The organism is Bacteroides sp. 44_46, assembly GCF_001915465.1.
Lineage (GTDB): Bacteria > Bacteroidota > Bacteroidia > Bacteroidales > Bacteroidaceae > Bacteroides > Bacteroides clarus.
The window spans coordinates 137,187-153,612 of the sequence record NZ_MNQO01000001.1; the positions used below are offsets into that span (position 1 = coordinate 137,187).

10 protein-coding genes are annotated in these 16,426 nt (G+C 47.6%); all 10 read left to right on the plus strand.

All coding sequences use genetic code 11. The annotated features are described in order from the left end of the window. The first annotated feature begins 13 nt into the window (after positions 1-13). Genes BHV73_RS00530 through BHV73_RS00575 form a run of 10 tightly spaced genes read left to right on the plus strand, consistent with a single transcriptional unit; the run spans position 14 to position 16,404 of the window. Positions 14-3,103, plus strand: coding sequence for a golvesin C-terminal-like domain-containing protein (locus BHV73_RS00530; RefSeq protein ID WP_286735912.1), 3,090 nt, complete (start codon positions 14-16; stop codon positions 3,101-3,103). A 29-nt stretch (positions 3,104-3,132) separates the two neighbouring features. Next, positions 3,133-5,007: an outer membrane protein assembly factor BamB family protein gene (locus BHV73_RS00535; RefSeq protein ID WP_087413094.1), complete on the plus strand. Its 1,875-nt coding sequence runs from the start codon at positions 3,133-3,135 to the stop codon at positions 5,005-5,007. Between the two features lie 33 nt (positions 5,008-5,040). Then, entirely contained in the window at positions 5,041-6,507 is a 1,467-nt protein-coding gene (locus tag BHV73_RS00540; protein ID WP_087413095.1) for a glycosyltransferase family 2 protein, read from the plus strand. A 3-nt stretch (positions 6,508-6,510) separates the two neighbouring features. Further along, on the plus strand, positions 6,511-7,443 hold the full coding sequence (locus BHV73_RS00545) for a DUF4922 domain-containing protein (RefSeq protein WP_087413096.1): 933 nt from the start codon (positions 6,511-6,513) through the stop codon (positions 7,441-7,443). Positions 7,444-7,470: 27 nt separating this feature from the next. Further along, positions 7,471-8,793, plus strand: a complete 1,323-nt coding sequence (locus BHV73_RS00550; RefSeq protein ID WP_087413097.1) for a SpoIID/LytB domain-containing protein — start codon at positions 7,471-7,473, stop codon at positions 8,791-8,793. A gap of 27 nt (positions 8,794-8,820) precedes the next feature. Beyond that, a complete protein-coding gene (locus BHV73_RS00555; protein ID WP_087413098.1) occupies positions 8,821-10,143 on the plus strand; it encodes an MFS transporter in 1,323 nt (440 codons plus the stop codon). A 27-nt stretch (positions 10,144-10,170) separates the two neighbouring features. Beyond that, a complete protein-coding gene (locus tag BHV73_RS00560; RefSeq protein WP_039950713.1) occupies positions 10,171-11,412 on the plus strand; it encodes an exo-beta-N-acetylmuramidase NamZ family protein in 1,242 nt (413 codons plus the stop codon). Between the two features lies 1 nt (position 11,413). Further along, the gene (locus BHV73_RS00565; protein ID WP_087413099.1) at positions 11,414-14,335 is read left to right on the plus strand and encodes an FAD-binding and (Fe-S)-binding domain-containing protein; all 2,922 of its coding nucleotides are present in this window, start codon (positions 11,414-11,416) and stop codon (positions 14,333-14,335) included. 13 nt (positions 14,336-14,348) lie between these two features. After that, positions 14,349-15,539 (plus strand): acyltransferase family protein, encoded by a 1,191-nt coding sequence (locus BHV73_RS00570; RefSeq protein WP_087413100.1) that lies wholly within the window; start codon positions 14,349-14,351, stop codon positions 15,537-15,539. Positions 15,540-15,564: 25 nt separating this feature from the next. Then, positions 15,565-16,404 (plus strand): BadF/BadG/BcrA/BcrD ATPase family protein, encoded by an 840-nt coding sequence (locus BHV73_RS00575; RefSeq protein ID WP_022218255.1) that lies wholly within the window; start codon positions 15,565-15,567, stop codon positions 16,402-16,404. Positions 16,405-16,426: the final 22 nt, after the last annotated feature.

A 16,426-nucleotide genomic window follows, 5' to 3' on the forward strand; every position in this document is an offset into this window, starting at 1 on the left:
TTAATACATCATCATGAGTGTAAGACTTCACTTTTTATTCAGCATGCTCGCCGCCGCCCTCATCCCCCAGTTGGGCGGCGCGCAAGAGCTTCCGGCAGAAACCCGCCGGAAGATAGGAGAATTTCTGGATGCCACTGCGCGGAAAGAAATATCCATAGGACGCATCACGATTGATTCCGTTGCCATAGAGGGCAACACCCTGCAGCTCTTCGCGAATATGAACTGCTCCTATATTCCTTTTCGGGAAGCTAATGTGGCGGAAATTTATCAAGGAATCAGCGCTTTGTTACCGAGCGGATTTACAAAATACAAGCTACAGTTACGTACCAATAAACACAGTATTGAAGAATTGATACCGCAAGCATTGCGCTCAAAGAAAGATAAAAAATCCCTGACATTCAGTCAAAATGTAGAAAAGCCTTTAGTAAGTAAAGTCTCCAGGCCTTATACTCCTGCCAACGGGCTGCAAAACCGGCATATAGCTTTATGGCAGAGTCACGGTTTCTACTACGAACCGAAGCTCAACCGCTGGGAATGGCAGCGTGCCCGTTGTCTGCAAACAGTGGAAGACCTGTACACCCAAAGTTTCGTATTACCCTATCTCATCCCGATGCTGGAAAATGCCGGAGCCAATGTGCTGATTCCGCGCGAACGTGACTGCCAGACGGCCGAAATCATTATAGACAATGACGGTTGCCTTAATACACGCTCCGCATATGTGGAAAATACCGCAGACAAGGCATGGATGCAAGGCAACGGAAAAGGTTTTGCGCATCTTCGTTCGCAATACACAGACTTTGAAAATCCTTTCAACGAGGGGACTTTCCGTACCATAGAAACTATCAAGAAAGGAAAAGAAAGTATTGCCGAATGGATTCCTGAGATACCTCAAAACGGACAATACGCAGTTTACGTGTCTTATCAAACCGTCCCGAACAGTAGCGATGACGCCCTTTATACCGTTTATCATAAAGGCGGGATATCTCAATTCAAAGTGAACCAAAAGATGGGAGGAGGTACCTGGATTTATTTAGGAACCTTCGGTTTCGATGCGGGAAAAAACAATACCTGTAAAGTAACCCTGAGCAACCGTTCCGACAAAGCCGGACAAATCGTGACAGCCGATGCCGTAAAGATTGGCGGCGGTATGGGAAACATTGCCCGTCGCATCTCGGAAGAAGGAGCGACTGATAATTTGAAGAGTTCCGACAAAACCGTCAATTCATCCAATGCAACAGGAAATACAACGGCGACACATCAATCGGCTTATGTCACCGAATACCAAAAGAGCGGTTACCCCCGTTTCTGCGAAGCCGCCCGCTATTGGATGCAATGGGCAGGAATTCCGGACAGTGTGTATTCCGAAAGTCATGGTAAGAACGACTACACGGATGATTACAAAAGCCGCGGCATATGGGTGAACTACCTTGCCGGCGGTTCTGCCGCCAATCCCACAGAGAAAGGGCTGAACATTCCGATAGATATGGCATTCGCTTTTCACTCGGACGCCGGAACCACACTCAACGACTCTGTCATCGGAACACTCGGCATCTACCAGACAGACGCTTACAACGGCGTATTCGCCAATGGCGCCTCACGTTATCTGTCTCATGACCTGACAGACCTTATCCAATCCAATATCGTGCGTGATATTCGGACACTGTACGAGCCTCGATGGACCCGTCGCGGCAAATGGAACCAATCGTACTATGAGGCTCGTGTGCCACGAGTACCGACAATGTTGCTCGAATTGCTCTCTCATCAGAACTTTGCCGATATGCGTTACGGTATCGACCCCCGTTTCCGATTTACCGTCAGCCGCGCCATTTACAAAGGCATGTTACAATTTCTCTGTTCGCAATACCACATGGATTATGTAGTACAACCGCTACCGGTTGACCACATGGCTTTGCGTATGATTGGCGAGAATGAAATTGAGCTGACCTGGCAAGCGGTGACCGACTCTTTGGAACCGACCGCCACTGCCGAAAAATATATTGTCTATACCCGAATCGGCAACGGAGATTTTGATAATGGCATAGTGGTAGATAAGAACAGTTACCGTACCGCCCTCCCTGCCGGCGTTGTATGCAGCTATAAAGTAACCGCCCTCAACAAAGGCGGTGAGAGTTTCCCCTCTGAGATTCTTTCAGCCGGAAAAGCTTTCAACAGCAAGGGTACCGTATTAGTGGTTAACGGATTCGACCGCATCAGCGCTCCGGCAGATTTTGTAGCCCCGGCTCCGGCGGATACATTGCTGGCCGGTTTTCTGGACGAATCAGACCACGGAGTACCTTACATCAAAGATATCAGCTATATAGGAAAAATGAAAGAATACCGCCGTTCCGTTCCCTGGATGGATGATGACGCATCCGGTTTTGGCGACAGTTACAGCAACTATGAAACACAGGTTATCGCCGGAAACACATTTGACTATCCTGCCCTGCATGGAGCTGCCATATTAAAGTCCGGTTACTCTTTCGTTTCCAGCAGCGACGAAGCCGTTGAAAACGGAAAAGTCATCTTGAACGATTATAAATACGCCGACCTTATCCTCGGTAAAGAATGTCAGACCAAGATAGGCAGGGGCGGAGTGAAACCGCTGGAGTTCAAAACATTCAGTAAGCCGATGCAAGACTGTATTACATCTTATTGTAACCAAGGCGGCAATATCTTTATATCAGGCGCCTATGTAGGAACCGACTTATGGGATAATCGCCTGATTCCCGCCAATGAAGAAGACAAGAAATTTGCCACGGAAGTTCTGAAATATAAGTGGCGTACAGGACAAGCCGCAACGATGGGCAAAGTAAAGTGCGTAGCTTCTCCGTTCCCGTCTCTTTCTGGAAACTATACTTATTATAATGAGTTGAATACGGATTCTTACGTTGTGGAATCTCCTGACGCCATCGAGCCCGCTACGAAAGAAGCATATACCGTAATGCGCTATTCGGAGAATAATCTGAGTGCCGGAGTGGCTTATCAAGGAAGCTATAAGACTTGTGTTTTAGGATTTCCCTTCGAGTCACTGCGCACAGCGGAAGAAAGAGATTGCCTGATGAACGCCATTCTGACGTTCTTCAGCAGTAATAGTAAGAAGTAAAAACAAATTTATAAAACCAATCATCATCTATGAATCGAAGACTATTCATCAGCGTCCTGTTTGTTTGCCTGCTGTCGTTTACGGTCCGGGCACAACAGGGAACGTTCCGTTTCGCACAGTTGACGGATATTCACTTAAGCCCGAACAATCCCAATCCGACAGAGGATTTGTTACGGTCTATCGCCCAAATCAACGCAATCGACAGCCTTGATTTCGTATTGGTAACAGGCGACCTTACCGAAGAAGGTGACCGTGCGACCATGGAGAAAGTAAAATCATGCCTTGACCTGCTGAAAGTAAAATACTATGTAGCGTTGGGTAATCACGAAACCAAATGGAGCGATTCCGGCTGTACCGCTTTCGGAGAAATATTCGGCGGCGAGCGATTTGATTTCGAACACAAAGGATTCCTGTTTTTAGGTTTTAATTCCGGTCCGCTGATGCGTATGGCATACGGACACGTCGTTCCTCAGGATATACGCTGGATGACGGAAAGAATGAGCCGGTACAATACCGGTAATCCCAGAAAGAACAACCCGGTAATCCTTGTTACACACTATCCGATGACAGAAGGAGATGTGGACAACTGGTATGAGGTAACAGATGCCGTACGCCCGTATAATATACGTTTATTTATCGGCGGCCATTATCACCGCAATCGTGACTTACGCTATGACGGCATTCCGGGCATTCTGATGCGCAGCAATCTGCGTGACAAGGATGAGAAACCCGGTTATGGCATCTATGAAATAACGAAAGATTCCATTCTGGTCTATACCCAACGTATTGGAGAGCCCAAAAAGAAATGGGCTGCTTTCTCTCTGACAGAATCATACTACGACCGTAACGGGAAAGCCGATAAATATCCGGACTTCTCCGTAAACAAGGAGTATGCACAGGTGAAAGAGCAATGGTTGGTACAAACCGGAGCAGGCATTTATTGTTCGCCGGCTGTGGAAAAGGATAAAGTATTCGTTGGTGACGACATGGGATATCTGACAGCCTACGCCCTTAAAAGCGGTAAGAAGTTATGGAGCTTCCAATCCGGAAAAAGAATAGTCGGCACACCTGCCGTAAGTGAGGGGATTGTCGTTTTCGGCTCTGCAGATTGTAAGATATATGGTTTGAACGCTCAAAACGGAAACTTATTATGGACGGTAAAAGCCGCCGCTCCCGTATTAGGCGCGGTAACCATAGACAACGGCATTGCCTATATCGGCGCCAGCGACCATACATTCCGTGCCGTAAACATCCACACGGGAGACGTAAAGTGGAACTTCACAGGCGTAAAAGGCTATATTGAGACTAAACCTCTGGTAACAGACAATAAAGTGATTTTCGGCGCATGGGACAACACCCTATATGCATTGGATAAGGCAGACGGCAAGGAACTATGGAAATGGACGGGCGGGCTGACCCGTATGCATTTTTCTCCGGCGGCCGTATGGCCGGTAGCCTCGGACGGAAAGGTGTTTATTACCGATCCGCAACGTGCCATGACTGCCATTGACCTGAAAACAGGTAATACCGTGTGGCGCACTTTCCAGTCTATGGTACGGGAAACGATAGGATTGTCCGAAGACGGAGAACGTATTTACAGCAAAACAATGAACGACAGTATCGTCTGTTATTCCGCCAAAGGTGACCAACCGCACGAATTATGGGCATCCAACGTCGGTTTCGGCTACGAACATGCCCCTTCCATGCAGGTAGAGAAAGAAGGCATCGTATTTGGAAGTACCAAAGAAGGACTTATCTTCGCATTGGAAGCCAAAACAGGCAAAGTATTGTGGAAACACAAAATCGGTAACTCGCTTATAAGTACCGTGGTTCCGCTTGGTAACAACCGGGTATTGTTTACCGCCACCGGTGGAGAAACCGGACTGCTGAAATTTAAAAAATAAAAATTGAAAATTAAAAAATAACACCTTATAGATATGAAGAAGATTGATTGCTTTATTCCCTACGCAGGAAAAGAACAAGCTGAAAAGACAGTACAAGGATTGCAGGCTACAGGTCTCGTTGGAAACATCCGTTTAGTAACGACCGACTCTACCCTTGAGCCACTGCCCGGTTGTGAACTTTTATCTGTAGATATGCCCTACTGCAGTACTACCATGAGAGCCATAGCCCAAAAAGCAGATGCGGAATATACATTGCTTTACACCAAAGAGACTACTCTTGAACTGGGCATGTTCGCATTGGAACGCATGATGCACATCGCAGAAGATTCGGATGCAGGAATGGTCTATGCCGACCATTACCAGATAGCTGACGGCAAACAAACGAATGCCCCCGTCATAGACTATCAATTCGGTTCGTTGAGAGATGATTTCAACTTCGGTTCGGTGCTCCTTTTCAATACCTCTAAACTGAAAGAAGCCGCCGGCCGTCTCATATCCGATTACGACTTTGCAGGCCTCTACGACTTACGTTTGAAATTAAGCCAAAAAGCCGACCTTGTACATATCAACGAGTATCTGTACAGCGAAGTAGAAAACGATACCCGTAAAAGCGGTGAAAAGATTTTTGATTATGTCGATCCGAAGAACCGTAACCGTCAGATTGAAATGGAAAAAGCATGTACGGAGCATCTGAAAGAAATCGGCGGTTATTTGAAACCGGAATTCAAACAGATTGAATTTTCCGCCGGTAATTTTGAATACGAGGCATCTGTTATCATCCCCGTACGTAACCGTATACGCACCATTCGCGATGCCATCCAATCCGTTTTAAGCCAAAAGACAGATTTCAAGTTCAACCTTATCATCATCGATAATCATTCCACAGACGGTACGACAGAGGCCATTGATGAATTCAAGAACGACGAGCGTCTCATCCATATTATCCCTGAACGTAACGACCTTGGCATCGGCGGTTGTTGGAATATGGGCGTACACCACCCCAAATGCGGCAAATTTGCCGTGCAACTGGACAGTGACGATGTATATGCCAATGAAAACACGCTGACTACAATGGTACGCGCTTTCTATGAACAGAATTGCGCCATGGTGGTGGGTACTTACATGATGACGGATTTCAACATGAATATGATTGCTCCGGGTATCATCGACCATAAAGAATGGACGCCGGAGAACGGACGGAACAATGCTCTCCGCATCAATGGTTTGGGCGCACCGCGCGCATTCTATACTCCGGTACTGCGCGAGGTAAAAGTACCTAACACAAGCTATGGTGAAGACTATGCCCTGGGATTGAACTTCTCACGCCAGTACCAGATAGGCCGTGTTTATGATGTTGTCTATAACTGCCGCCGCTGGGACGACAATTCAGACGCCTCATTGGACATCGTTAAGATGAACGGACACAACTTATATAAAGACCGGATCCGCACTTGGGAATTGCAGGCACGCGTGGCAATGAACAAGAAAAACAAGAAATAATATATGAACCAGACAATACACAATCTTCTGACCGAGCAACTTGCTTCTTGGGAAATGGCGCGTAACAACTACGCCGCCCTTTCCGGAGTGCAAGTAAAAGAGCTGAATGTAAACGGCATTCCTTATAAGGTGCAGTTCAATCCGGCACGTATTGTGTCTTCCGGAGCCAAAGTAGATGCCAAATCCATAAAGGAGCGCAAATGTTTTCTCTGCCCTGCCAACCTGCCGGCAGAACAAAGAGGCGTTCCGTTTGAAGGACATTATAATATATTGGTCAATCCGTTTCCTATATTTCCCCGTCACCTGACCATACCGGAAACCGCCCACGTCGACCAACTCATAGCTCTCCGTTTCGGAGATATGCTGGACCTGGCACAGCAACTGACCGATTATACAATCTTTTATAACGGGCCTAAATGCGGAGCTTCCGCTCCCGACCATGCACATTTCCAAGCCGGCAACAAAGGCTTCATGCCTATCGAGCAAGACTGGCGCGAACAAGTGGCGGGCAAAGTCGCGGATTACGGTCAGGCCACCCTCTGGTATCTGAACGACTCCCCGCGTACTACCCTTGTCATTGAGTCTGCCGACCGGAAAACAGCGCTCAAACTGTTCGATATCGTCTATCACTCTCTGGATATACAACCCGGTGAAGATGAGCCGATGATGAACGTTCTCGCCATGTACGAAGCAGGTAAATGGATTGTTTTCATCTTTCCCCGCGCCAAGCACCGTCCGGCCTGTTACACAGCCGAGGGCGATGCCAATCTGCTGAGCAGTCCCGCGTCCGTTGACTTAGGCGGTGTATTCATTACGCCTGTCGAGAAAGATTTTATCAAAATAACGACAGAGGATATTGCGCAAATATTAAGCGAAGTATGCCTTTCACCGGCAGATTTCCAAAAAATACGTCAACGTATCAAAGAACAAATATAATATCCGTTATTCTTTAAACAAACGAGTATGAAAGAGCCCAAAGTAGAAGTTGGTATATTATTCGAGCCACAGATAGAGTTTGTCCTGCTAGCTCCTTACCGCATATCCGGCAAGGAAGTCAGCGGCAAGCAAGTTGTCACCTATGACGAAGGCAAAATCCTTTGGAACGGCCGTCAATATGACGAGTTGCTATTTGAACCCCTGCAGGAATCTGCCGCAGCATTCGAATTGCTGGATGTAACTATCGGCATAAATTTCCATTGGGAACGGAAAGAAGACCAACGCTTTCAGGGCTCCTTAAAGATTATTGTGGAAAACGGCAAACTGACGGGTATCAATGTCATCCATGTCGAAGACTATCTGACCAGTGTCATTTCCAGTGAAATGAGCGCAACAGCTTCTTTGGAGCTACTGAAAGCCCATGCAGTCATTTCGCGTAGCTGGCTGTTGGCACAGATACGGAAAAACAAAGAAATCGCAGAAGCGCAAACCGATTATTCCGCTTTCACCCAAACAGACGAAGAACTCATCCGCTGGTACGACCGTGAAGACCATACTCATTTCGACGTATGCGCAGACGACCATTGCCAACGCTATCAGGGAATAACCCGCGCCTCTACCGATATAGTCAAACAGGCGATAGCCGCCACCCGGGGACAGGTACTTACCTCGGAAGGGAAAATCTGCGATGCCCGTTTCTCCAAATGTTGCGGCGGCGCTTTCGAAGAATTTCAATATTGCTGGGAAGATATTAAATACCCTTATCTTGCCAAGCAACGCGACTATAAAGTTGATAGTGAAAAGTTACCCGACTTGACGCAGGAAACCGAGGCCGACCGATGGATACGTACTTCTCCCGAAGCGTTTTGCAACACCACGGATAAGAAAATCCTGTCGCAGGTACTCAACAATTACGACCAGGAGACTACGGATTTCTATCGTTGGAAAGTAGAATACACCCAAGACGAGCTCTCCGCCCTCATCCTGAAACGTTCTGGCATAGACTACGGGCAGATTATTGACCTTGTTCCTATTGCCCGCGGCACTTCCGGACGCTTGTGGAAACTGAAGATTGTCGGTACAAAGAAAACACTGACCATCGGAAAAGAATTGGAAATCCGCCGGACGCTCTCTCCTTCGCACCTTTACAGTTCCGCATTTGTCGTAGACCGCACAGAGTTGTCGGAAGCAGGTATACCCGGACGCTTTATCCTCACCGGAGCAGGCTGGGGACACGGCGTAGGACTCTGCCAGATAGGCGCTGCCGTAATGGGCGAACAAGGATATGGATATGACGCTATACTGTTGCACTACTATATCGGCGCGAACATTGACAAACTATATGACTAATCTAATAACAGAAAAACAATTAATAGAATGAACAATATCAAGAAAATATCACCTTGGGCATGGGTTCCTACTTTGTATTTCGCACAAGGTATTCCCTACTTTATCGTGAACAACATCTCCGTACTGATGTTTGCCAAAATGGGTGTTCCCAATGGAGATATGGCGTTATTTACCAGTCTGCTGTATTTACCTTGGACCATCAAACCTTTCTGGAGCCCGTTTGTCGATATCATCAAAACCAAAAGATGGTGGGTTGTCTCCATGCAGATTCTGATGTCGATAGCTTTTATCTTGCTGACGTTAACCATACCGCGACCGGATGAAGCGACCATGGCGGCCGGAACCACTCCTATCAGTATGTTTACCCTCACGCTGATATTATTTATCATCACGGCATTTGCCTCCGCTACACACGACATTGCGGCGGACGGTTTCTATATGCTGGCGCTAAAATCGGGCGAACAGGCAGAGTTTGTCGGCATCCGAAGCACTTTCTACCGCCTTGCATCCATTTTCGGACAAGGAGTACTCGTAGCTATCGCCGGAGCCATCGAACTGAAATACGACAACATTCCGTTGTCATGGACGATCACGATGCTGGTTACAGCCGTCATGTTCAGTGCGGTAAGCCTCTACCATCTCTTTGCGATACCCAAACCCGCTTCCGACAAGTCTGTCCTGGCACCGGGAACAGCCGGTGCAAAAGCCATTTTCAAGGAGTTCGGGCGTACATTCGCTACCTATTTCACTAAACCCGGCGTATTGCTTGCCATTATATTCATGCTTCTCTACCGTCTGCCCGAGGCATTCCTCATCAAAATGTGCATGCCGTTTCTCGTTGCCGGCAAAGAAGCGGGCGGCTTAGAGCTATCCACAGCAGAAGTAGGTATCGTATATGGTACTATCGGAGTGATATTCCTCACGTTGGGGGGTATTCTCGGCGGACTATTCGCATCACGTATAGGATTAAAGAAATCCATTTGGTGGATGGCGGCTTGTATGACGCTGCCTTGTCTGACCTTCGTTTATCTGGCTATCTGCCAACCCGAAAACCTGTTTGCCATATCCACGGCCATTGCCATCGAACAATTCGGTTACGGATTCGGTTTCACAGCCTATATGCTCTATATGATGTACTTTTCCGAAGGAGAGTTCAAAACATCCCACTATGCCATCTGTACCGCATTCATGGCATTGAGTATGATGATTCCGGGTATGTTTGCGGGCTACATCCAAGAAGCTATCGGCTATACCAACTTCTTCTGGATGGTAATCATTTGTTGTATCGCCACTGTGATAGTTACCGTTTTCGCCGACAGAAGAATAGACCCGGAATATGGAAAAAAGTAAGTAGTGATTAATGATTAGTAAATGATTATGAAGAAGATAATGACAATCTGCCTGATTTGTATCCTCTGCGGAAGCATGGTACAGGCACAGAAAATCAGAATAAAAACCGGCATTGAAGTATTGAAAGAACAAAACTTCAAATGCCTGGAAGGTAAGCGTGTAGGATTAATCACCAATCCCACCGGAGTAGACAACCATATGAAATCCACGATTGATATTCTGCACGAGGCACCGAACGTAAATCTTGTGGCTCTCTATGGCCCGGAGCATGGCGTACGCGGCGACGTGCATGCCGGCGACCATGTAACGGACATGAAAGACGCTTCTACCGGACTGCCCGTTTATTCCCTGTACGGAAGTACACGCAAAGCAACACCGGAAATGCTGAAAGACATCGATGTACTGGTATACGACATCCAGGACATCGGTTGCCGCTCGTTCACATATATCAGTACCATGGGACTGGCCATGGAAGCCGCTGCCGAGAATGGGAAAGAACTTATCGTATTGGACCGTCCCAATCCCGTAGGCGGACTGAAGATTGAAGGTAATCTGACGGAAGATGACTGTGTTTCTTTTGTCAGCCAATTTAAAATTCCGTATCTTTACGGTCTCACTTGCGGTGAGTTGGCTTTAATGTTGAATGGAGAAAAGATGTTGAAAGAGGGTAAGCAATGTAAACTGCAGGTTGTAAAGATGAAAGGCTGGAAGCGCAAAATGGACTATACACAGACCGGATTGCAATGGGTGCCTTCTTCCCCGCACATTCCGCATCCGCATTCCGCGTTTTTCTATCCCGTCAGCGGTATTCTAGGCGAACTGGGCTACATGTCCATCGGAGTAGGTTACACGATTCCGTTCCAAATGTTTGCCGCTCCATGGGTAGAGGCTGAAAAACTCGCCGGGAACCTGAATAATCTGAACGTACCGGGTGTTATTTTCCGACCGATGTACCTGAAACCCTTCTACTCCGTAGGCAAAGGAGAATTACTGCAAGGCGTGCAAGTACATATCATGGATTTCGGCAAAGCTCCGCTCAGTGAAATACAGTTTCTCGTTATGCAGGAAGTAGCCGCACTCTATCCCGACCGCGCCGTATTCGACCATGCAGACAAAGGTCGTTTCTCCATGTTCGATAAAGTAAGCGGTTCGAAGCAGATACGTGAACGTTTCAGTAAACGGAACCGTTGGGAAGATGTCCGGGACTATTGGTATAAGGATGTCGAAAATTTCCGCAAACTATCGAAACAATATTATTTGTATAAGTGATATGAAAAAGAGTAACTATATGGCTTTCCTGCAGGAAGCGAGACAATTCATCCCGCAGGAAAGGATTTATACCGACGAACTCCGCCGGCTGGCCTGGGGAACAGACGCAGGATTTTACCGCCTCATCCCGCAAATCGTAATCCGTTCGGAGGGAGAAGAGGAAATCTCCCGATTGCTGAAACTGGCTGATTTGTACAATCTGCCCGTGACTTTCCGGGCGGCAGGAACCAGCCTGTCCGGACAAGCCATTAGTGACTCCATACTCATTGTAGCCGGCAAGCATTGGGAAAAATACAGTATATCTCCCGACCACAAGGAAATTACCCTGCAACCCGGTATTATCGGACAACGGGTAAATGAGCTGTTAGCGCCCTTCGGACGAAAATTCGCTCCGGACCCGGCTTCCGTTAAAAGCGCCATGGTAGGCGGTATCGTCATGAACAATGCTTCTGGCATGAACTGCGGTACCCACGCCAATAGCGACAAGGTTCTTCTCTCCGCCCGTATCATTCTGCCGGACGGAACGCTGCTCGATACCGGAGACAGTGTCAGCCGTGCCGCATTCGAAGTGACACACCGCGATTTCATACGCCGGATTTGCACCCTTCGCGATGAAGTACGTGCCGACGAGAAGCTGGCGGAACGCATTCGCTACAAATATTCCATTAAGAATGTAACAGGTCTTAATTTGCTTCCCTTCGTCCGTTTTGACGATCCGTTCGATATTATAACCCACCTTATGGTTGGTTCGGAAGGGACATTGGCATTCCTTTCCCAAGTAACCATGCAAACAGAGTACGACTATCCTTTCAAAGCAAGCGCCATGCTCTACTTCAAGACTATCAAAGACGCTTGCCGTGCCGTAGTAGCCATGAAAAAGCTCACCGACAGCAACGGCGAGTGGATTGTAAAAGGGGCGGAACTACTGGATTGGAAGTCTTTGGCATCAGTCAGCGATCCTATATTTCTGAAATATAAGGGAGAAGTATGTTCGTCTCCCCTACCCGGTGTAGAACCGGGAGATGAAACCGGACTGACCGCCGTGCTGACCGAAACCAAAGCCCGCAGCGCGGAAGAACTGAAACGGAATATCAGCGGCATAGAATGTTGTCTTTCTGATTTCCAAACTTATACACCCGTCCGTTTCACCGACAAACCGGAAGAATACTCACAATATTGGGCGATTCGTTCCGGCATCTTCCCTTCCGTAGGAGGAACTCGAAAACCGGGCACAACATGCCTCATCGAAGACGTGGCTTTCCACATCGAGGATTTGCCCGAGGCAACCGCCGAATTACAGCAACTCATAGCCCGCCACGGTTACGAAGATGCCTGCATATACGGGCACGCACTGGAGGGAAACTACCATTTCATCCTCAATCAGTCCTTTAGCAGCGATGCCGAGGTGAAACGTTACGAAGACCTGATGAATGATGTCAAGACACTGGTTGTAGACAGATATGACGGTTCTTTAAAGGCAGAGCACGGTACAGGTCGCAATATGGCTCCTTTTGTCCGTTATGAATGGGGAGACGCTGCTTACGAGGTAATGAAAGCCGTTAAAAAGCTGTTCGATCCGAAAGGTCTATTAAATCCCGGAGTTATCTTCAATGACGATCCGAAATGCCACATCAAAAACTTCAAACCACTGCCACTGATACCTTTGGATACGGAAAGCCCGGCTGCCAAAGTAAACCGTTGCATTGAATGCGGATTCTGCGAAGTAAACTGCCTTTCCTGCGGTTTCACCCTTTCCTCACGCCAACGCATTGTACTGCAAAGAGAAATCGCCCGCCTTCGGCAGAATGGTGAAGACCCCGAACGTCTCTCCCTGCTGGAAAAGCAATACCGTTACCCCGGCAACCAAACCTGTGCCGGTGACGGGCTGTGCTCCATGTCCTGCCCTATGGGAATCAATACAGGCGACCTGACACATGTTATTCGCCAAGAGGAAATACCGCAAGGCAGCTTTGGATATAAAGTCGGCAATTTCGCCGCCAATCATTTTGCCGGTATCAAGAATACCCTGCGCCCTATATTGGGCTTGGCTGATTTCGGTCACTCCGTATTAGGCACCAAAGCCATGAGCAGTATCACCAAAGGTATGCACAACGCTTTCGGTATCCCCTTATGGACTCCGGCAATGCCCGAAGCTTTTAAAACCAACTCTCAACTCTCAACTCCCGCCCCCCGGCAAAACAAGGTTGTTTACTTTCCGAGTTGCATCAACCAAACTATGGGATTACCCAAAAAATCTCCCGTAGAGCAGGCATTGGTAAGTAAAATGATTGCTTTATTGCAAAAAGGCGGTTACGAAGTCATTTTTCCTAAAAACATGGAAAAACTTTGTTGCGGTACAATCTGGGAAAGCAAAGGCATGCTCGACATTGCCGACCGCAAAACAGCCGAGTTGGAAGCAGCGCTTTGGGAAGCCAGCAAGCAAGGCAGATACCCTGTTCTATGCGATCAAAGCCCATGCCTGCATCGCATGCGTGAGACCATTCGTAGAATGAAGCTTTATGAACCGGCTGAGTTTATCTATACTTTCTTGCGTGACAAGCTGGTATTCACTCCCATTGACCGCCCCGTAGCAGTTCACATCACCTGCTCCATGCGCAAAATGGGACTGGCGGATACGATTATAGCACTGGCGCGCCTCTGTTCCACAAAGGTCATTGTACCGGAGGAAGTCGGTTGTTGCGGTTTTGCCGGCGACCGGGGTTTTACCTATCCCGAACTGAATGCATACGCCCTGCGCAAGCTTCGCCCCCAAATAGAAGCTGCCGGTGTCAGTATCGGCTATTCAAACAGCCGTACTTGCGAAATCGGACTGACAACCAACTCCGGCATTCCATATGTGTCCATCGCCTACCTTGTAGACCAATGTACCGAACCTGTAACCGTTAACCCGGAACTAACTTAACACACATACAATCATGAGTAATCCAGTAAAAACAAACAAACGCATTCTTGCCCTTGACATCCTTCGCGGCGTCACGATTGCAGGAATGATTATGGTCAACAATCCCGGTACATGGGCACACATCTATGCTCCCTTACGTCATGCGGAATGGAACGGTCTTACCCCCACCGACCTTGTATTTCCGTTTTTCATGTTCATAATGGGAATTTCCACGTACATATCTTTGAAAAAGTATAATTTCGAGTTCAGCCGTGCCGTCGGCATGAAGATTCTAAAGCGTACCATACTCATCTTCCTCATAGGTATGGCCATCGGCTGGTTCTCGAAATTCTGTTATTACTGGACTTCTCCCACCGAGGGCATCAGCTTCGGCGCGCAACTATGGGAATCCGTATGGACATTCGACCGCATCCGTATTTTGGGTGTCATGCAACGTCTGGCGCTCTGTTATGGCGCCACCGCTATCATTGCGCTGACCGTGAAACACCGCAACATCCCCTATCTCATCGCTACCCTCCTGACAGGCTATTTCATCCTGTTGGTTTGCGGCAACGGATTTGCCTATAATGATACAAATATCCTTTCCGTTATAGACCGTACCATCCTTACCCCCGCGCATATGTACAAGGATAACGGCATCGATCCGGAAGGTTTACTGAGCACTATCCCTTCCATAGCTCACGTACTGTTGGGCTTCTGTGTAGGCCGTATGATGCTCGAAAGCGGCAAAGCAAATGAAGACCGTGAAAGTATGCTCAACTCGCATCTCATCAAACTGTTTTTAGCAGGAACCATCCTTACCTTCTCAGGTTTCCTGCTAAGCTACGGATGTCCTATCAACAAAAAAATATGGTCACCCACCTTTGTACTCACCACCTGCGGACTGGCTTCCAGCTTCCTGGCACTCCTCATTTGGATTATCGATGTGAAAGGATATAAAAAATGGAGCCTGTTCTTTGAGTCATTCGGTGTCAACCCCTTATTCATGTATGTATTGGGCGGTGTACTTAGTATCCTCTTCGGCAGCATCAGCTTTCCGTGGGGCGCAAGCAGTATAAGCATACACGGATTCTTATATAAGATACTATTGATGCCGGTGTTCGGTGAAACCGGCGGCTCATTAGCCTATGCGCTGTTATTCGTCGGTATCAACTGGTGCATCGGCTACCAACTTTACAAACGAAAGATTTATATCAAGCTATAATCGAAAAACCCTAAAAACTAACAATATGATTCTAATAGCAGACAGTGGCTCTACAAAGACCGATTGGTGCGTTGTAGAGGATGGACAGCTCATCCAGCAGATATTTACGAAAGGGACCAACCCTTTCTTTCAGTCGGAAGAGGAAATCAGTAATGAGATTGCAACGGCACTGTTGCCCCAGTTAAAAACGAATGCATTGGATGCTGTATATTTCTACGGTGCGGGATGCGGATTTCCCGACAAAATAGCCATGGTTCACCGTGCCATTACCAAGCATCTCCAAGTAAAAGGAGAAGTGGAAGTAAATACAGATATGCTTGCTGCAGCCCGCGGACTTTGCCAACATCAAGCAGGTATCGCCTGCATCATGGGCACAGGTTCCAATTCGTGCTATTATGACGGAAAGCAGATTGTAACCAATGTATCCCCGTTAGGTTTCATTCTCGGAGACGAAGGTAGCGGCGCCGTATTGGGAAAGTTATTGGTGGGCGATATTCTGAAAAATCAGATGACTCCCGAATTAAAGGAGAAGTTCCTTGCACAGTTCAACCTGACTCCTGCCGACATCATCGACCGCGTTTACCGCAAGCCATTCCCTAATCGTTTTTTGGCGAGCCTTTCCCCGTTCCTTGCACAGAATTTGGATGAGCCTTGCATACGCGCATTGGTGTTAGGAAGCTTCAAGGCATTTCTCAAACGTAATGTCATGCAATATGAAAATTACCACAAAAGCAAAGTACATTTTATCGGTTCCGTAGCTTTCTACTATAAAACAATATTGGCAGAAGCCGCCCAAGAAATGGGTATCCAACTGGGTACTATCATCAAAAGTCCGATGGAAGGACTGATAGAATATCATAAATAAAGTGGTATGGTGAGAATAATAA